At 70.2% G+C, this 18,525-nt stretch carries 13 protein-coding genes; 7 read left to right on the forward strand and 6 right to left on the reverse strand.

Translation table 11 applies throughout. The features are described from left to right. Nucleotides 1-5: 5 nt before the first annotated feature. From ACO2Q2_RS11155 to def, 6 genes are all read right to left on the reverse strand, one after another. Complete coding sequence (locus tag ACO2Q2_RS11155) at nucleotides 6-1,007, reverse strand: glycosyltransferase (protein ID WP_423255850.1); 1,002 nt, start codon at nucleotides 1,005-1,007, stop codon at nucleotides 6-8. 3 nt (nucleotides 1,008-1,010) lie between these two features. Further along, entirely contained in the window at nucleotides 1,011-2,288 is a 1,278-nt protein-coding gene (locus ACO2Q2_RS11160) for an O-antigen ligase family protein (protein ID WP_423255851.1), read from the reverse strand. Between the two features lie 117 nt (nucleotides 2,289-2,405). Continuing rightward, nucleotides 2,406-4,136, reverse strand: a complete 1,731-nt coding sequence (locus ACO2Q2_RS11165) for an ArnT family glycosyltransferase (RefSeq protein ID WP_423255852.1) — start codon at nucleotides 4,134-4,136, stop codon at nucleotides 2,406-2,408. An 86-nt stretch (nucleotides 4,137-4,222) separates the two neighbouring features. After that, on the reverse strand, nucleotides 4,223-5,524 hold the full coding sequence (gene rsmB, locus ACO2Q2_RS11170; RefSeq protein ID WP_423255853.1) for a 16S rRNA (cytosine(967)-C(5))-methyltransferase RsmB: 1,302 nt from the start codon (nucleotides 5,522-5,524) through the stop codon (nucleotides 4,223-4,225). Further along, complete coding sequence (gene fmt, locus ACO2Q2_RS11175) at nucleotides 5,521-6,465, reverse strand: methionyl-tRNA formyltransferase (protein WP_423255854.1); 945 nt, start codon at nucleotides 6,463-6,465, stop codon at nucleotides 5,521-5,523. Before fmt ends, rsmB begins: the two co-directional genes overlap by 4 nt. Further along, nucleotides 6,462-6,971 carry a peptide deformylase gene (gene def, locus ACO2Q2_RS11180; RefSeq protein WP_423255855.1) on the reverse strand — a complete coding sequence of 170 codons (510 nt, stop codon included), beginning with the start codon at nucleotides 6,969-6,971 and terminating at the stop codon, nucleotides 6,462-6,464. The genes fmt and def overlap by 4 nt, the downstream gene beginning before the upstream one ends. 476 nt (nucleotides 6,972-7,447) lie before the next feature. Here def and ACO2Q2_RS11185 point away from each other — a divergent pair, with 476 nt between their 5' ends. The 7 genes from ACO2Q2_RS11185 (at nucleotide 7,448) to ACO2Q2_RS11215 (ending at nucleotide 18,523) form a co-directional block, all read left to right on the forward strand. After that, on the forward strand, nucleotides 7,448-8,575 hold the full coding sequence (locus ACO2Q2_RS11185) for a LysM peptidoglycan-binding domain-containing protein (RefSeq protein ID WP_423255856.1): 1,128 nt from the start codon (nucleotides 7,448-7,450) through the stop codon (nucleotides 8,573-8,575). 81 nt (nucleotides 8,576-8,656) lie between these two features. After that, a complete protein-coding gene (gene dprA, locus ACO2Q2_RS11190; RefSeq protein WP_423255857.1) occupies nucleotides 8,657-9,793 on the forward strand; it encodes a DNA-processing protein DprA in 1,137 nt (378 codons plus the stop codon). A gap of 419 nt (nucleotides 9,794-10,212) precedes the next feature. Next, nucleotides 10,213-12,711, forward strand: coding sequence for a DNA topoisomerase I (locus ACO2Q2_RS11195; RefSeq protein WP_423255858.1), 2,499 nt, complete (start codon nucleotides 10,213-10,215; stop codon nucleotides 12,709-12,711). Nucleotides 12,712-12,716: 5 nt separating this feature from the next. Further along, nucleotides 12,717-13,289 (forward strand): L-threonylcarbamoyladenylate synthase, encoded by a 573-nt coding sequence (locus tag ACO2Q2_RS11200; protein WP_423255859.1) that lies wholly within the window; start codon nucleotides 12,717-12,719, stop codon nucleotides 13,287-13,289. 102 nt (nucleotides 13,290-13,391) lie between these two features. Continuing rightward, nucleotides 13,392-14,825 carry an AMP-binding protein gene (locus ACO2Q2_RS11205; protein WP_423255860.1) on the forward strand — a complete coding sequence of 478 codons (1,434 nt, stop codon included), beginning with the start codon at nucleotides 13,392-13,394 and terminating at the stop codon, nucleotides 14,823-14,825. 98 nt (nucleotides 14,826-14,923) lie between these two features. Continuing rightward, a complete protein-coding gene (gene purD, locus ACO2Q2_RS11210) occupies nucleotides 14,924-16,207 on the forward strand; it encodes a phosphoribosylamine--glycine ligase (RefSeq protein WP_423255861.1) in 1,284 nt (427 codons plus the stop codon). A 441-nt stretch (nucleotides 16,208-16,648) separates the two neighbouring features. Then, nucleotides 16,649-18,523, forward strand: coding sequence for an MFS transporter (locus ACO2Q2_RS11215; protein WP_423255862.1), 1,875 nt, complete (start codon nucleotides 16,649-16,651; stop codon nucleotides 18,521-18,523). The last annotated feature ends 2 nt before the right edge of the window (nucleotides 18,524-18,525 follow it).

Consider the following 18,525-nt stretch of genomic DNA (forward strand, 5'->3'; position numbering starts at 1 on the left):
CCGCCTCACAGCAGGGCGCGCAGTGCCGCGTCCACGCGCCCGGCGAACGATCGCCGGTTGTCCTCGAACCATTGTCGCGCACGCGCGCCGATGGCGGCGATCTCGTCATCGGCCATGGTGCTGACGCGATCCATTGCCGCCTCCAGCGCCGCTTCGTTGAACGTGTAGAGCTGCGCCATGTTGAACCGCCGCGAACGGGCCGCCGCGACCAGCAGGCCGCGGTCGGGCTGCACCAGTTCGTTCATCGGTGGCGCGTCGCAGGTGACCACCACGGCGCCGCAGCTCATGGCTTCGGCGATGTAATGCCCCCAGCCTTCGGTTTCGGAAAGGCAGACGTGGAAGGCGTGCTCGTTCTGCAGGCGGCGCAGTTCCTCGGCATCCTCGATGAAACTGCGGCGGATCTCGATGTTGGCGTGTTCGCCGTGCAACGGCACGACGGGCTCATGGCCGGACTGCAGCACCAGCAGCGCCGGCCATTCCGGGTGCCGTTGCCACAGCGCCACCAGGCGTCGCGTGCCCTTCAGCGGGCTGGCGCCCGCCAGGTGCAGGAAACGCCGTTGCTTGCGCACCTGCGGGCGATGGCTGTCGTGGCTGTCGAAGCCGATGCGCATGGTCGGGTAGCCCTCGGCGTCGAACAGCGCGCGGGCGTGCTCGGTCTTGCAGAGGATCGCGTCGAAACGGCCGAGATAGCGCTGGCTGCGCGGCGACAACCATTCCGGATTGGGCACCAGCACGTTGCGTCGCGCCAGATCGAAGAACGGCGGCCGCACGTGTTCCAGCGCGATGTTCACGTCATACAGGTACGAGGTGGATTCGCCGGTCGCAAGCCGGTGCCGCAGCATCTGCGCGCGCATGCACAGGCTTCGCCAGCGGCCGTCGTGACGACGCGGTCCCAGCGGGGTCACCTGCACGCTGTGCCCGAGCGCCGCCAGTGCACCGGCGAGCAGTTCCATGTCGTGCGTCAGGCCGCGTCGATTGTCCCAGGCGAGAAGTTGGATGCGAGCCATGTGCTAGTGGTCCGGAGGTGTTGGATGTGCCGTTCGCCGGCTGATGTCCATCGCTCCCCCGAGCACGATGAACAGATAGAGCGAATGCGGCATCGCCCGATAAAACACGTTGTCGCTGAACGCACAGAGACCGTACAGCGCCACCGTGGCCGCGCCCCCGGCGGCGGCGAAGCGGATGGCCGGATCCGAATCGCAAAGCCGGCGCAGGAAAAAGCCCAGCGGAACCCCGAGAAACAGCCCCAGCACGACGAGCGCCGGCAGCCCCCCGGCGACTATCGATTCGAAATACTCGCTGTGGGGATGCACGTAACGCGCGATGGCGGCGCTGGCCCGTCCCTGTGCCGCCTGCTGCTGCACATAGGTGCCGAACTGGTCCAGTCCGATGCCGGCGAGCGGATGGGTCTCGAACGCGCGCCACGCCACGGTCCACATTTCCAGCCGTTCGCGGATCGCGCCATGGGTGTGCTGCGACGAGAGCGTGGTCATTTCGTGCGGTACCGCCGCCAGCCGCATGACCATCTCCCGCTGCAGCGAGAGCGTGACCACCAGCATGCCGGCGACGACGCATCCCAGCGTCAGCGCGGCGCGGCGCCAGTGTCCGGACTGCCAGCCCGACCACAGCACCAGCGCGAAACATACCGGGCCGAAGGCCAGCAGCGGGCCACGACTCTGCGTCAGGATCGCGCCATACAGGCCCAGCATCGCGGCCGCGCCGTGCAGCCAACGCGCGCCGCGAGTGTTCTGCGGGCGCATCATTTCCAGCAGCGAGAGCAGCACCATCACCAGCAGGTACATCGCGAACTCGATTGCCGCCCACTCACCGCCATTGAGCCCGTAAGGGCGATCGACGCCCATGACGTAGCGCTGGTAGAGGCAGGCGAGGCCGAGCACCACGGCGGTCGCGCCGGTGCCGGCAGTGAGGATGCGCCGGTCGACGGGCCGCGCGAACACCGCAGCGATCGCGATGAACGCCAGCGTCTGCGACGGCAGGTCCAGCGGCGCCCAGCCGAGGCGGTGCGCAAGGACGTTGCCGATGTCGTAGACCAGTCGCAGGCTCACCGCCGCAATCACCCAGCGCGCGCCCCAGGCGATCCGCCGTGTCGCGGGATCGCGCAGCAGGCGTGCCGCACCGATCACAGCCAGCACGGCCATCGGCACGATCTTCAGGCGGGAGGACATCGCAAAGCCGAGCGGAAGCACGGCGAGCAGCCAGTCCAGCGCCATGGCCCGCGCGTGCGGTGCCGGACTGGCGCTGGTCGTGGGCATCTGCTTCGTGCGCATCCGTTCGATGCTATCCACTGAGTGACGCATCTAGGTGCGATTCCAGGTCCCTGTGGGGAGCTTGTTCATCTGGCCTTCTGCAATCGCAATATCCACCGCGTGAATCGAGAGGCTTTCTCAGTCGATGCCGTTGCCCGTGTCGGCCGGTGCCGGGTCGGCGCCGGGCACGCATCCGGGTACCAGTGCGTCGGCGCGGAACATCCACCATTCGCGGCGGTTGGCATGGCCGACGTGGATGGCCTTGCTGCGGTCCACGCACCGGCCCATCGCCGCATCCAGGCTGAACAGCCAGCGCCGCGCGGGATCGGCCCGCAACCACGCCGAGGCGTCGGCGAGCTGCTGCGGCCACGGCTTGAGGAAGCCGAACTCGGTGACCGGGCCCTGCGCCATCAGCAGGTTCTGTTCCTTCCAGGCGACCAGGCCGATGGTGGCCTGCGCGCCGGCGATGCCGCGCGCCTTGCGCATCACGTCCAGCGCCGAGCGGTCGCCGTTGAGCAGCGGGTAGCCCCACAGGCCGTACATGCTCCACAGCACCGTGGCGAAGGCGAGCCAACCCAGCGGCGCGCGGCGCACGCGGGTGATGGCCGCAATCACCAGGCCGGCCAGGCCGATGGCGAGGAGCAGCCACCAGATCCGCGGGTCCAGATGTTGTTCCAGCCGCAGCGACCACGCCGGATGTCGCGTCACGGCGAGCGCGCCGGCGAGCGCGAGCACGCCGCTCAGCGCGAGGGTCAGCGCGAACACCGCCGCACGCACGCCGCGGCGGCGCAGCAACCCCGGCAGCAGCGGCGCCAACGCCAGCGCGCAGATCGGCAGGGCGGGCAGGATGTAGACGTCGCGCTTGCCCGGGCTCAGCGAGAAGAACACCAGCACCAGCACGATCCAGCCCAGCGGCAGCAGGTAGCGCGCGTCGCGCCGCCTCAGCCGTCGCCACCACGCCGGCAGCGCCCACGGCAGCAGCAGCGACAGCGGCAGCCAGTCCGCCGCGACGATGCCGAGGAAAAAGTACGGCGGCGCCAGGTGCCCCGGCGGCGTCGCGTAGCGATGCACGGTCTGCCCGAACAGGATGTTCTGCACGTACTCGGCGTGCTGCGGATCGCCGTCCGCCCATGCGATCAGCACCATCGGCACCAGCCACGCCAGCACCGGCAGCAGGAAGGCCAGCGCGCCCAGCGCCCAGCGGCCGGCGCTGCCCTCGAAGCGGGCCACCTGCCGCCAGCCGCGTCGGCGCGCGAAGGCGAAGGGAATGAGCATCAGCAGTGCCAGCACGCCCACGCCCTTGGTCACCACGCCCACGCCGGCGAAGAAGCAGCCGATCCAGAACCAGCGCCAGCACGGTCCCAGCAGCAGGTGGCGCAGCAGGCCGTAGTTGGCCAGGGTGATCCAGCCCAGCAGCAGCGGGTCGATCTGCGCATTGCGCATCTGGTAGGTGAAGTGGACCGTCACCAGCAGCGACAGCGCCGCCAGCAGCGCGCTGCGGTGGTTCCACAGCCGACGGGCGAGGTCGTAGGTCAGCGCCAGCGCGCCCAGTGCCGAGAGCAGCGACGGCAGCAGGAAGGCGATGCGCCAGCTGCGCGTGAGCAAGTACGCCAGCGCCTGGGTCCACATGAACACCGGCGGCTTGTCCGGATACAGCTCGTGGCCGCGATGGGGGAACAACCACTGGCCGTGCTCCACCATCCAGCGCGCGACCAGCGCGAAGCGCGGCTCGTCCGACGGCCACGGATCGCGCAGGCCGAGGCCCACGCCCAGCACGAACAGCGCGAACAGCCCGCCCCAGAGGAGCTCGGCGCGGTCGCTGGACAGCCACAGCGGGCGGGCACGGGAGAGGGCGGTGGGCGGTTTCACGACGCGGCGTTCCATCGGGCGGGTGGGGAGGGGGATCGGATCAAGCATAGCCGCGTGTGCAGCGCGGTCGATCGCGGATTCTTGCGTCAGGCCTTTTTCTGCAGCACCGCGTAGTACATGCCGTCGAGGTCGCCGTCGCCCGGCAGGATCTGCCAGCCGACCGTGGCGGCCTGCCCCACCGGCAACGTGAACGGCACGAGCTCGGCATCGGGATGCGCCGCAAGCAGTTCGGACATCACCGCCTCGTTCTCCGTGCGCAGCACCGAGCAGGTGATGTAGACCAGCCGCCCGCCCGGTGCCAGCAGCGGCCACAGCGCGGCCACGATGCGCCGCTGCTGCACGCCCATCGCGGCGATGTCGCTCTCGCGCCGGTGCAGGCGCACGTCGGGGCGGCGGCGCAACACGCCGGTGGCCGAACAGGGCGCGTCGACCAGGATGCGATCGAACGGCTGCTGCTTCCACGCCGGCGGCGGCGCGCCCGCATCGCCGATCACCACCCTGGCATCCAGCCGCAGGCGCATCAGGTTGTCGCCGATGCGTTCGGCGCGTTTGGCGTCGAACTCCAGCGCGGTGAGATCGATGCGCGCGCGCTCCAGCAGGTGGCAGGCCTTGCCGCCCGGCGCGGCGCAGGCGTCGAGCACGCGCAGGCCGTCGCGCAGGTCGGCCAGGTCGGCGGCGACCTGCGCGGCGCCGTCCTGCACCGCGAAGGCACCCTCGTCGAAGCCGGGCAGCCGGGTCACGTCGGTGCTGTGCGGCAGCACCACCGCATCGGCCATCCACGGATGCGCGTGCGCCTCGTGGCCGCTGGCCTGCAGCCGGGCGATGAAAGCGCCGCGTTCGCTGCGCCGGCGGTTCACCCGCAGCATCAGCGGCGGCTCGCGATTGTCGGCGGCCATCACCGCCTCGGCCTGCGCCGGCCAGTCGCGCGCAAGCGCGGCGGCCAGCCAGGCGGGATGCGCGTGGCGGGTGGTCGGCTGGGCATCGAGACGGGCGATGTGCGCGTCGCGCTCGCGCTGCCAGCGGCGCAGCACGGCATTGACCATGCCGGCCAGCGCGGGGCGCTTGAGCGTGCGCGTGGCTTCCACCGTGGCGGCCACCGCCGCGTAGTCGCTGAGCTCAAGGATTTCCAGCTGCACCAGGCCCAATACCAGCAGGGCGTGGATGGCCGGATCCTTGTGCCGGATCGGCCTGGCCAGCATCGTGTCGATCGCCGCGTCGAAGCGCAGCCACCAGCGCGCGCCTTCGCTCAGCAATGCCATCAGCAGGGCACGGTCGCGCGGGTCGGGCAGCTTCGGTGCGCTGCGTTCCATCACCTCGCGCAGCGAGGCGCCGCGCAGGGCGACCTCGGCCAGGCCCTTGGCGGCGAGGGCGCGGGTATCGGGCTTCATCGCGCCGGGCGCAGGTCGGGGCGGGCGTTGAGGTAGTCCAGCGCACCGATGCGCTTGCCGCCGGCGCGCTGCAGCGCGGTGATGCGCAGTGCGCCCTCGGCGCAGGCGATGTCGATGCCGTCGCGACCGGCGGCCAGCACGCTGCCCGGCGCGCTGTGATGGGCGACATCGAGCGCCCGCGCCGACCACACCCGCAGCGGCTCGCCGGCGATCGCCGCTTCGGCCACCGGCCACGGATCGAAGGCGCGCACCTGGCGCTCCAGTTCGCGCGCCGGACGGTTGAAATCCAGCCGCGCCTCGGCCTTGTCGAGCTTGTGCGCGTAGGTCACGCCCGCTTCCGGCTGCGGCACGGGTGTCAGCATGTCGCCGGCGAGCACGCGCCCGAGGCCCTCGGCCAGCACCTCGGCGCCAAGTTGCGACAGGCGGTCGTGCAGGCTGCCGCCGGTGTCGTCGGGGTGGATCGGCGTGCGCCGTTCCAGCAGCACCGGGCCGGTGTCCAGGCCGGCCTCCATCTGCATCAGGGCGACGCCGCTCTCGCCGTCGCCGGCCAGGATCGCGCGCTGGATCGGCGCGGCCCCGCGCCAGCGCGGCAGCAGGCTGGCGTGCACGTTCCAGCAGCCCAGCCGGGGAATGGCCAGCACCTTGCGTGGCAGGATCAGGCCGTAGGCCACCACCACCATCAGGTCGGGCGCATACGCTGCCAGCCGCTCGCGGGCGACGGCATCCTTCAGCGACTCGGGCTGTTCGACCGGGATGTGGGCTTCAAGCGCGGCCTGCTTGACCGGGCTGGGGGTGAGCCTGCGGCCGCGGCCGGCGGGGCGGTCGGGCTGGGTGTAGACCGCCACCACCTCGGCGCCGCTGGCGCGGCAGGCCGCCAGGCAGGGGACGGAGAATTCGGGCGTGCCGGCGAAGACGATGCGCAGCGGGGACGCCCCGCTCAAGCGCTGGCCGCCTGCTTGCGCTGCTTCTCCATGCGCTTGAGCAGCATGGTGCGCTTGAGCGGTGACAGGTAGTCGACGAACACCTTGCCTTCGAGGTGATCCATCTCGTGCTGGATGCAGACCGCCAGCGGGCCTTCGAACTCCATCACCACTTCCTCGCCGTCCACGTCGTGCGCCTTCACCTTCACCGTCATCGCGCGGGTGACGTCGGCGAAGATGCCGGGGAAGGACAGGCAACCTTCCTGGTAGACCTGCGAGCCGGTCTTCTCCAGGATCTGCGGGTTGATCAGCGCCAGCGGCTGGTTGCGCGCGTCGCTCATGTCGGCCACCAGCACCCGCTGGCTTACCGCCACCTGGGTGGCCGCCAGGCCCACGCCGTTGGCCGCGTACATGGTTTCGAACATGTCGGCGACGAACTGCCTGAGCGCGGCGTCGAACACGCGCACGGGCTCGGCGCGGAGGCGCAGGCGGGGGTCGGGGAATTCGATGATGTGGAGTACGGTCATGGGTTCACCTCGGTGCCGGAACTGTGGGCATCGTTGCGAAACCCAACCCGGACGCGATCTAGGGATGCTCTGATCAACCAGGCGCAGGCGTCACCGACTCTGTTTGTTCACAGGCCACAGGGGTGACGGCGAAGGCAGACTGGACGTCTGTCGAGTCGGCACACCGAAGGCCTATGGACAAACAGAGCCGGCCCCCACAAGTTGAATATAGAGAAGGGGTGATGTCCCAAAGGCTGTCATGCTGCGCCGCGCGGCTTGGACAGACGGCCAGTCTGCCCGGCGCCCCGCGCCACACCCTGCCAGCCTTTGGAACATCATGCCGCCTACGCCTGGTTGATCAGAGCATCCCTAGAATGCGGTTCATTGTACGTCGGCAAGCCCGCGTAAGGCAGACAGTTTTGCCAACTGGCTCCGGTTGCACGGGTTAACGGTTCGGCTACACTCGCGCTTGCACCGGGGGAGGGGGATTCCCGCTTATGATCAAGAAGTCCATCGGGCTGCTGGCCGGCATGCTGGTTACGTTTGCCGTCTATGCCGCCGGCGCGCAGCTGCGGGCCAGCCATCCGGATACCTACACGGTCCGCCGCGGCGACACGCTGTGGGATATCTCGGCGAAGTTCCTCTCCAAGCCCTGGTTGTGGCCCGAAATCTGGCAGGCCAACCCGCAGGTGCAGAACCCGCACCTCATTTATCCCGGCGACGTGCTCAACCTGTCCTTCATCAACGGACCCACGCTCAAGCTCGAGCCCGGGGTGCATTCCAGCGAGGATGCCGTGCCGGCCATTCCGCTGTCCGAACTGGCCATGTTCCTCAAGGACATGCGGGTGATGAAGTCCGAGGACGTCAGCTCGGCGCCCTACGTCGTCGGCATGGAGGAGGCCCGCCTGCGCGGCACGCCGGGCCAGAACCTGTACGTGCGCAAGCTGCAGGCCGAGCCCGGCCAGCGCTGGGCGATCGTGCGCCCCACCCATGCGTTCCGCGGATACGAGCAGGACGACAAGGGCGACGCCGACAGCGGCATCGTCGGCCACATGCTGGACTCCGACGTCTCGATGGTGCGCAGCCCGTGGTCGGAAGACTTCCGCCACGACGGCCACTACGGCCGCGGTGACGACCTGGGCGTGGAGGTGTCGGTGATCGGCACTGCCGAGACGCTGCGCACCGGCGACGTGTCGACCCTGCTGCTGCTCGACTCCACCATGGAAATCCGCAAGGGCGACCGCGTGATGCCGGTCGACGACCATCCGTACGACCCGTACTTCTACCCGCACGCGCCCAAGTCGGTGCCGCCGCACGCCCGCGTGATCGCCTTTGCCGACGCGCTCGATGCGGCCGGCAAGCGCCAGGTGGTGGCGCTGTCGATCGGCAAGCAGGATGGCGCCGAGAACGGCCAGACCTACGCGGTGTGGCAGCCGGGCGAGACCATCGCCGACGACGTGGCCGGCAACAGCTGGGATCGCGGCACCTCCCCGCACGTCAAACTGCCGGAGGAGTTCGTGGGCCACGTGATGGTGTTCCGCACCTTCGACCGGGTCAGCTACGGCCTGATCATGGACAGCCTGCGGCCGGTCCATCGCGGCGACACGCTGCGCATGCCCGAATAGGGCGCGGATCGGACGAAACCCACAGGACGGCGCGGTGCTGCCGCGCCGTTTCTGTTTGGCCGGCGCCTTTAGACTCGGCGCATGAACGATGCCGACGATCTGCGCGACTGGCTCATCGCCCTGCGCACCCCGGGGCTGGGCCCCGGCGGCCTGCGCGAGCTTCTGGCCGAACATGCCGGCCGCATGGGCGACGCACTGGCTGCGGTGCACCGGCAGCCGGGCAACGCCAGCGAGGCGGCCCGCCGCTGGCTGGACCGGCCCGACGAGGCGCGCCTGGCCGAGGATATGGCCTGGCTGGCACAGCCGGGGCATCGGCTGCTGCGCTGCATCGAGGCGGACTTCCCGCCGCCGCTGGAGACCATCCCGCAGCCGCCGGTGGCGCTGTTCGTGGCCGGCGACGCGGCGCTGCTGCTGCATCCGCAGGTGGCGATCGTGGGCGCGCGCCGCGCCAGTCCCGCGGGACTGGACAACGCGCGCGCCTTTGCCCGGGCGCTGGGGCAGGCGGGCCTGCTGGTCACCAGCGGCATGGCCGACGGCATCGATGGCGCCGCGCACCTGGCCGCGCTCGATGCCGGCCTGCCCACCGTCGCGGTGGTGGGCACCGGGCCGGATCGCGTCTACCCGCGCAAGCATCATGCGCTGGCCCGGCGCATCGCGGCCGGCGGCGCGCTGGTCAGCGAGTTTCCGCCCGGCACCGCGGCGCGGGCCGATCATTTTCCGCGGCGGAACCGTATCATCGCCGGCCTTTCGCTCGGCACGCTGGTGATCGAGGCGGGGCTGCAGTCCGGTTCGTTGATCACCGCACGGTTGGCCGGCGAGCAGGGACGCGAGGTGTTTGCCCTGCCCGGTTCCATCCACAACCCGCTCGCGCGCGGCTGTCATCGGCTGATCCGCGACGGGGCGCGGCTGGTGGAGGAGCCGGGCGAGGTGGTGGAGGCGCTGGCGCCGGCCGCGCGGGCGCTGGGGGCGGAACTGGCGCTGCGGCTGGCGGCGGCACCCGCCGATGCCGGCGTCGGCGGGTCCGGCCCGCACGGCCACGCGGACCCGCAGTACCGGCGCCTGCTCGATGCGCTGGGTCACGATCCGGTGCCGCTGGACGAGCTGGTCGCGCGCACCGGCCAGCCGGCCGCCGAGCTGTCCTCGATGCTGCTCATGCTGGAGCTGGAAGGACGCGTCGGCACCCTGCCCGGCAACCGCTACCAGCGTCTGGCGGGCTGAGCGAAGCCGCGCCAGGCCTCAGTTCCGTGCGGTTCGGCTTGACAGTCGTCGCGGCAACGTGGCTCAACTAGGGATGATCTGATCAACTAGGCGTAGGCGGCATGATGTTCCAAAGGCTGGCAGGGTGTGGCGCGGGGCGCCGGGCAGACTGGCCGTCTGTCCAAGCCGCGCGGCGCAGCATGACAGCCTTTGGGACATCACCCCTTCTCTATGAGATTCAACGGGTTGGGGCCGGCTCTGTTTGTCCACAGGCCTTCGGTGTGCCGACTCGACAGATGTCCAGTCTGCCTTCGCCGTCACCCCTGTGGCCTGTGAACAAACAGAGCCGGTGACGCCTGCGCCTAGTTGATCAGAGCATCCCTAGATATATGTGTCCGTCGCCTGCCGACGGTAATTTCCTCCCTGGAACTCCCCGCCACATGGCAAAAAACCTGCTCATCGTCGAGTCGCCCGCCAAGGCCAAGACGATCAACAAATACCTCGGCAAGGACTTCCACGTCCTGGCCTCCTACGGCCACGTGCGTGACCTCAAACCGAAGGAGGGGGCGGTCGATCCCGAGCACGGTTTCGCCATGAAGTACGAGGTGATCGAGCGCAACGAGAGGCACGTCGACGCGATCGCCAAAGCCGCCAGGCTGGCCGACGACATCTATCTGGCGACCGACCTGGATCGCGAGGGCGAGGCGATCAGCTGGCACATCAGCGAGATCCTCAAGGAGCGCGGCCTGGACAAGGGCAAGCGCATGCACCGCGTGGTGTTCTCCGAGATCACGCCCAAGGCGATCAAGGCGGCGGTGGCCGCGCCGCGCCAGCTGTCGCACGACCTGGTGGACGCCCAGCAGGCGCGCCGCGCGCTGGACTACCTGGTCGGCTTCAACCTGTCGCCGGTGCTGTGGCGCAAGGTGCAGCGGGGCCTGTCGGCCGGCCGCGTGCAGAGTCCGGCGCTGCGCATGATCGTGGAGCGCGAGGAGGAGATCGAGGCGTTCGTGGCGCGCGAGTACTGGAGCGTCGAGGCCCAGCTCAGGCACGCCGAGGGCGATTTCAGCGCGCGCCTCACCAGGCTCAACGGCAAGAAGTTCGAGCAGTTCGACCTCACCAACGAACACGACGCGATGACCGCGCGCGCCGCGCTGAAGGAAGCGGCCCGCGGCAGCCTCACCGTCAGCGAAGTCGGCTCGAAGGAGCGCAAGCGCCGGCCGTCGCCACCGTTCACCACCTCCACGCTGCAGCAGGAGGCCGCGCGCAAGCTCGGCTTCTCCACCAGCCGCACCATGAAGGTGGCGCAGGGCCTGTACGAGGGCGTGGCGCTGGGCAGCGAAGGCAACGTCGGCCTGATCACCTACATGCGTACCGACTCCACCATGCTCGGCGACGACGCGGTGGCCGAGCTGCGTCAGGTGATCGAGCGCGAGTTCGGCGCCAAGGCGCTGCCCGACGGCGCGCAGGTGTACAAGACCAAGTCCAAGAATGCGCAGGAGGCGCACGAGGCGATCCGTCCCACCTCCGCGCTGCGCACGCCGCGCGAGGTCGCCGGCTTCCTCAGCGACGAACAGCGCAAGCTGTACGAGCTGATCTGGAAGCGCACCGTCGCCTGCCAGATGATCCACGCCACGCTCAACACCGTGTCGGTCGAGTTCGCGTTGAAGGACGTTGCCGGCGGTGACGCCTCGTTCCGCTCCACTGGTACCACGGTGATCGATCCGGGTTTCATGGCCGTATACGAGGAGGGCCGCGACCAGAAGGCCGCCGAGGACGAGGACGAAGGCCGCCGCCTGCCGCGCCTGGTGGCCGGCGAAACGGTGCCGCTCAAGGACATCCTGGCCGAGCAGCACTTCACCGAGCCGCCGCCGCGCTTCTCCGAGGCGAGCCTGGTCAAGGCGCTGGAGGAATACGGCATCGGCCGACCGTCGACCTACGCCAGCATCATCCAGGTGCTGCTCAACCGCGAATACGTGCTGCTCGACGCGCGGCGCTTCAAGCCCACCGACGTCGGTCGCGCGGTGGGCAAGTTCCTGGTGCAGCACTTCACCCGCTACGTCGACTACGACTTCACCGCCAAGCTCGAGGACGAACTCGATGCAGTGAGCCGTGGCGAAGAGGCCTGGGTGCCGCTGATGGAGCGCTTCTGGCAGCCGTTCAAGCAGCAGGTGGACGAGAAGACAGAATCGGTCGACCGCAGCGAGGCCACCGGTGCGCGCGAGCTGGGTGTCGATCCGAAAAGCGGCAAGCCGGTGTCGGTGCGCCTGGGCCGTTACGGGCCGTATGCGCAGATCGGCGACAAGGACAGCGACGAGAAACTGCAGTTCGCCAGCCTGCGCCCGGGCCAGAGCATGCACACGATCACGCTGGAGCAGGCGATCGAGCTGTTCAAGCTGCCGCGCAAGCTCGGCCAGGCGGAGAATGGCGACGAGGTGAGCGTGGGCGTGGGCCGCTTCGGGCCGTTCGTCAAGCAGGGCAGCACCTATGCCTCGCTCAAGCCCGAGGACGATCCCTACACCATCGAGCTGCCGCGCGCGCTGCAGATCGTGGCCGAGAAGCTGGAGATGCTCGCCAACCGCGTCATCACCGATTTCGGCAACGGCGTGCAGGTGCTCAACGGCCGCTACGGCGCCTACATCACCGACGGCGAAAAGAACGCGCGCATCCCGAAGGACGTGGAGCCGAAGGACCTCACCGAGGCGCAATGCCTGGAACTGCTCGCCGCCGCACCGGTGAAGAAGGGCCGCTTCGCCAAGAAGACCGCGGCCAAGAAGGCGGCCGCGAAGAAAGAACCGACCGCGAAGAAGACGGCGGCGAAGAAAACCGCCACCAAGAAGAGCGCCGCCAAGAAGAGCACGACAAAAAAGACCGCGGCCAAGAAGACCGCCACCAGGAAAGCCGCGGTGAAGAAGGCGGCCGCGCGCGCCGGCGAGGGCTGATCGCCTTGCTGCATCGCTACGGCCCCGGCGAGATCCAGGGCGCGGCGGAACTGCTGCGTGCCGGCGGCGTGCTGGCCTATCCCACCGAGGCGGTGTTCGGGCTGGGCTGCGATCCGCAGGATCTGGCCGCGTTCGAGCGGGTGTTCGCACTCAAGCAGCGGCCGGCCGAGCAGGGCGTGCTGCTGGTTGCGGCGGATTTCGAGCAGATCGAACGCTACCTCGCGCTGGACCAGGTGAGCGACGCGCAACTGCACGCCGTGCGGGCCAGCTGGCCCGGACCGCACACCTGGGTATTCCCGCGCGCGGCCGCCGCGCCGGCCTGGGTGGCCGGGGCGCACGAGGGCATCGCGGTGCGCGTCAGCGCCCACCCGACGGTTGCGGCGCTGTGCCGCGCGTTCGGCGGCGCCCTGGTCTCCACCAGCGCCAACCCGCACAGTCAGGCGCCGGCGCGCTCGCCGCAGGAGGTCACCGGCTACTTCGGCGATGCGCTGGACGGCCTGCTCGCCGCGCCGCTGGGCGGCGCCGGGCAGCCCTGCCCCATCCGCGACGCCCTCACCGGCGCTATCATCCGCCCCTGATCGCCCGCGGGGGCGCGTCGGGGCGCCGGCAGGCGGCCACGGGGCGAAACGGGCGGGATCACGCGCCGTATCTCATTCATGCTGGCTTCGGCCGGCCGGGGGATGCTGCGCACACGCCGCCGCTTGGCGGCAGGGATCGCGGGAGTCTCCGGTTTGGCCACAGTCTTCTTCGACACGCCTGCGCGCGAGGCGCAACCGCTGCCACAGCTTCCGTTGCTGGTGGCCGATGCCGCCGGCGTTCGCACGGTGGCCTGGCGCCACGGTGCGCCGGTCAGCGCGCGCGCGTTCCTGGCCGACGTGCAGCACGTGGCCGACCGGCTGCCGCATGCCTGCGCCGCGGTGAACCTGTGCGAGGACCGCTACGCCTTCCTCGTGGCATTCAGTGCCATCGTGCTGCGTGGGCAGACCAACCTGCTGCCGTCCTCGCGCGCACCGCGCGCCATCGATGAGGTGATGGCCGCACACCCCGGCTGCTACGCGCTGGGCGAGCTGGCGCTGGATCCGGTGCCGCCGCACTACCACCGCCTGCCGCCGCTGTCGGCCCGGGCCGATGCGTGCCCCGCCGAATGGCCGCAGATCGACGCCGACCAGATCGTGGCGATCGGCTATACCTCCGGTTCCACCGGCCAGCCGGCCGCCCACGTGAAGACCTGGCGCAGCTTCCACGTCAGCAACGCGGGCAACCTGCGCCTGCTGCGCGAGCACGTCGACGGTCCGTTCAACGTGGTCGCCACCGTGCCGCCGCAGCACATGTACGGCATGGAGATGTCGGTGCTGCTGCCCCTGCTCGGCGACGTGGCGGTGTGCGGCAGCCGGCCGTTCTTCCCGGCCGACGTGGCGGCCACGCTGGCCGCCGTGCCGGCGCCGCGCGTGCTGGTGACCACGCCGGTGCATCTGCGTGCGCTGGTGGAGTCCGGCGTGACGCTGCCGCCGCTCGCCGCGATGCTGTCGGCCACCGCGCCGATGCCGATCGAACTGGCGACGCAGGCCGAGCGGCGCTACGGCGCGCCGCTGCTGGAAGTGTTCGGTTCCACCGAAACCTGCGTGTTCGCCAGCCGGCGGCCGGCGACGTGCGAGCTGTGGCAGCTGTACGAGGATGTCGCCCTGCACCCGCAGCCCGACGGTACCCAGGTCCACGCGCCGCAACTGGCCGCGCCGGTGGTGCTGGCCGACCTGGTCACGCTGCACGAGGACGGTCGCGCGTTCCGCCTGTGCGGCCGCCATGCCGACCTGCTGGAGATCGCCGGCAAGCGCGCCTCGCTGGGCGACCTTACCCACCGCCTGCTCGCCATCCCCGGCGTGCGCGACGGCGTGGTGCTGCAGCTGGACGAGCCGGACGCCTGTGGCGTGCGCCGCATCGCCGCGCTGGCGGTGGCGCCGGGTCTCGGCGAGGCGCAGATCCTCGATGCGCTGCGCGGCGCGATCGATCCGCTGTTCCTGCCGCGCCCGCTGCGCCTCGTCGACGCGTTGCCGCGCAACGAGACCGGCAAGCTGCCGCGTGCAGCCCTGCTGGCCCTGCTCGCCGCGCGCGGCTGAGCCAACCCCTTCTCGCACGGCGGCCGACGCCGGCCCTGCCGCTACAATGCGCGCCTGCGCCGCGGGCGCGTGGGGCATTTCGGCATTTCGGAGCAGGCATGAAGGTTCTGGTCATCGGCAACGGCGGGCGCGAGCACGCGCTGGCGTGGAAGCTCAAGCAGTCGCCGCGGGTCGACGAGGTGATCGTGGCGCCGGGCAACGCCGGCACCGCGCACGAGCGTGGCGTGCGCAACGCCGACGTGGCGGCGAACGACATCGCCGGCCTGCTCGCGCTGGCCAAGGCCGAGAAAGTCGGGCTGACCGTGGTCGGTCCCGAGGTGCCGCTGGTGGCCGGCGTGGTGGACAGGTTCCGCGCCGCCGGGCTGCGCATCTTCGGCCCGCGCGCGATCGCCGCGCAGCTCGAAGGCTCCAAGGCCTTCGCCAAGGATTTCCTGCTGCGCCACAACATCCCCACCGCGCGCTACGCCGTGTTCACCGACTTGAACCGCGCGCTGGCCTACGTGCGCGAGCACGGCGCGCCGATCGTGATCAAGGCCGACGGCCTGGCCGCCGGCAAGGGCGTGGTGGTGGCGCTGACCCTGGCCGACGCCGAGCAGGCGCTGCACGACATGCTCGGTGGACGTGCGTTCGGCGACGCCTCGGCACGGGTGGTGATCGAGGAGTTCCTCGACGGCGAGGAAGCCAGCTACATCGTGATGAGCGACGGCAGCCACGCGCTGCCGATGGCCTCCAGCCAGGACCACAAGCGCCGCGACGACAACGACCTGGGCCCCAACACCGGCGGCATGGGCGCGTATTCGCCCGCGCCGGTGGTCACGCCCGAGGTGGAGCAGCGCATCCTCCGGCAGGTGATCGAGCCGACCCTGCGCGGCATGGCCGGCGAGGGCGCGCCGTTCATCGGCTTCCTCTACGCCGGACTGATGATCGACCCGGCCGGCAACCCGAAGGTGATCGAGTTCAACGTGCGCTTCGGCGATCCGGAGACGCAGCCGATCATGCTGCGCCTGAAGTCCGACCTGGTGGAGCTGATCGACGCGGCGCTCGACGGCGAGCTGCATCACACCAGGGCACAGTGGGATCCGCGCCCCTCGCTGGGGGTGGTGATCGCGGCCGGCGGCTACCCGGGCAAGGTCAGGGGCGGCGACGTGATCGAAGGCCTCGATGCGCCGCTGGCGCCGGAGGCCAGGGTATTCCACGCCGGTACGGCGCTCGATGCACAGGGTCGCGCCGTGACCGCCGGCGGCCGCGTGCTCACCGTCTGCGCGCTGGGCAAGGACATCGCCGCCGCCCGCGAGAACGCCTACGCGGCGGCGGCGAAGATCCGCTTCGACGGTGCCTTCTACCGCCGCGACATCGCGCATCGCGCGCTGCACCGACACTGAGGTCGGCGTGCCTGCGCCTGCGGCCGTGCCCGTCCGCATGAGCGCGCGGGAAAGGCCGACAGCACCGACTCCGGCGTTGGGCGGCGACACGCGATGAGGCTTGTCGAGTGCACCATCGCCGCCGTCGCCACACGCGGGCTGCCAGGCGGCTCGCATGCTCCGGCCGAGCGCATGCAGGCAGATGGCTCCCGCTCTTGCCGGTGCCGCACCGATCACGGCGCGTGCGGTGGTCCATTCACGCTAGCAGCCTGTCGGGCTTTGCTCGACCGGGCTGCGAATCCGGCTGTGCGGTCCCTATTTCCGCCGCCTCGCCGACCCATAGAACCACTATGGGCCGACGAAACGTCGAAAATCTGTCCTCGCACAGCCGACTTCTCGCCTCGACCAGCAAAGTCCGACAGGCTGCTAGGCTAGGCGCCGGCGTTTTCCCACGGGACCTGCATGAGCCAATTCGCCCTGCTCGGCCAGCGCCGCTTTGCGCCGTTCTTCTGGACCCAGGCGCTGGGCGCGTTCAACGACAGCGCGTTCCGCAACGCGATGGTGATGCTGGCGGCGGTGCAGATGGGGCTGCCGGACCGCGAGGTGTCGCTGTACACCAACCTGGCACCGGCGCTGTTCATCCTGCCGTATTTCCTGTTCTCGGCCACCGCCGGCCAGCTGGCGGAGAAGTTCGAGAAGACGCGGATCATCCGCTACGTGAAGCTGTTCGAGATCGCCGCGATGGCGCTCGCCGCGTGGGGTTTCCACACGCACGACCTGCCGCTGCTGCTGGGCGTGCTGTTCATGATGGGCGTGCACTCGACCGTGTTCGGGCCGATCAAGTACGCGATCCTGCCGCAGGCGCTCAAGCCCACCGAGCTGATCGGCGGCAACGGCATGGTGGAGATGGGCACGCAGCTGGCGATCCTGATCGGCATGGTCGCCGGCAATTCGCTGATGCTGCTGGCCGGCATCGGGCCGTGGGCGGCAGCGGCCGCCACGCTTGCCGTGGCCGTCATCGGCTACGCCTGTAGCCGCGCCATTCCGCCCGCGCCGGCCACCGCGCCGCACCTGGTGTTCAACATCAACCCGGTGACCGAAACGGCGCGCGTGCTCGGCATCACCCGCGCTGACCGGGCGGTGTTCAATGCGGTGCTGGGCATTTCATGGTTCTGGTTCTTCGGCACCATGCTCACCGCCCAGCTGCCGCTGTACGCCAGGCACAACCTGGGCGGCGACGGCAGCGTGCTGACCCTGGTGCTCACGCTGTTCTCGCTGGGCACCGGGGTCGGCTCGCTGCTGTGCGAGCGGATGTCCGGCAAGCGGGTGGAGATCGGCCTGGTGCCGCTGGGTGCGTTCGGGCTGACCGCGTTCGGCGTGGACCTGTACCTGGCCCGTCCCGGCGCAGCGGCGCAGATGGGGCTGCACTGGCAGGCGTTCCTGGCCGCCGCGGGCAGCTGGCGCATCGTGCTCGACCTCACCCTGATCGGCGTGTTCGCCGGCTTCTACGTGGTGCCGCTGTTCGCCTTCGTGCAGGCGCGCACGCCGCGCGACCGACTCTCGCGGGTGATCGCCGGCAACAACATACTCAACGCGCTGTTCATCGTGGTCGCCGCGGTCGCCGGGCTGGCGCTGAGCCGGGCCGGACTGGGGTCGGCGCAGATCTTCCTGGTCGCGGCGCTGCTCAACGTGCTGGTGGCGGTCTACATCTTCACCCTGGTGCCCGAGTTCCCGATGCGGTTCATCACCTGGGTGCTGGTGAACACGCTCTACCGCGTGCGCGTGGACGGCATGCGGCACCTGCCGGAGGAGGGTCCGGCGCTGCTGGTGTGCAACCACGTGAGCTTCATGGATTCGCTGCTGCTGATGGCGAACCTGCGCCGGCCGACGCGCTTCGTCATGTACTACCGGATCTTCAACCTCCCCCTGCTGAAGTTCGTGTTCCGCACGGCCAGGGCGATCCCGATCGCCGGGCAGAAGGAGGATCCGGCGGTGCTGGCCGCCGCCTACGAGGCGATCGACGCGACGCTGGCCGCCGGCGAGGTGGTATGCATCTTCCCCGAGGGCGGGCTCACCCGCGACGGCGCCGTCGCGACGTTCCGCCCCGGCGTGGAAAAAATCCTCGCGCGCCGCGCGGTACCGGTGGTGCCGATGGCGCTGCGCGGCCTGTGGGGCAGCGTGTGGAGCCGGCGCGATTCGATGATGGGGCGCTCACGCCTGCCGCGGCGTTTCCGCGCGCGGGTGGAGCTGGTGGTGGATGCGCCGATGCCGCCGGAACAGGCGACGGCGTCGACGCTGGAGACGCGCGTGCGTGAACTGCGCGGCGACCTTGCCTAGGC

The organism is Dyella sp. KRB-257, assembly GCF_049445995.1.
Lineage (GTDB): Bacteria > Pseudomonadota > Gammaproteobacteria > Xanthomonadales > Rhodanobacteraceae > Dyella_A.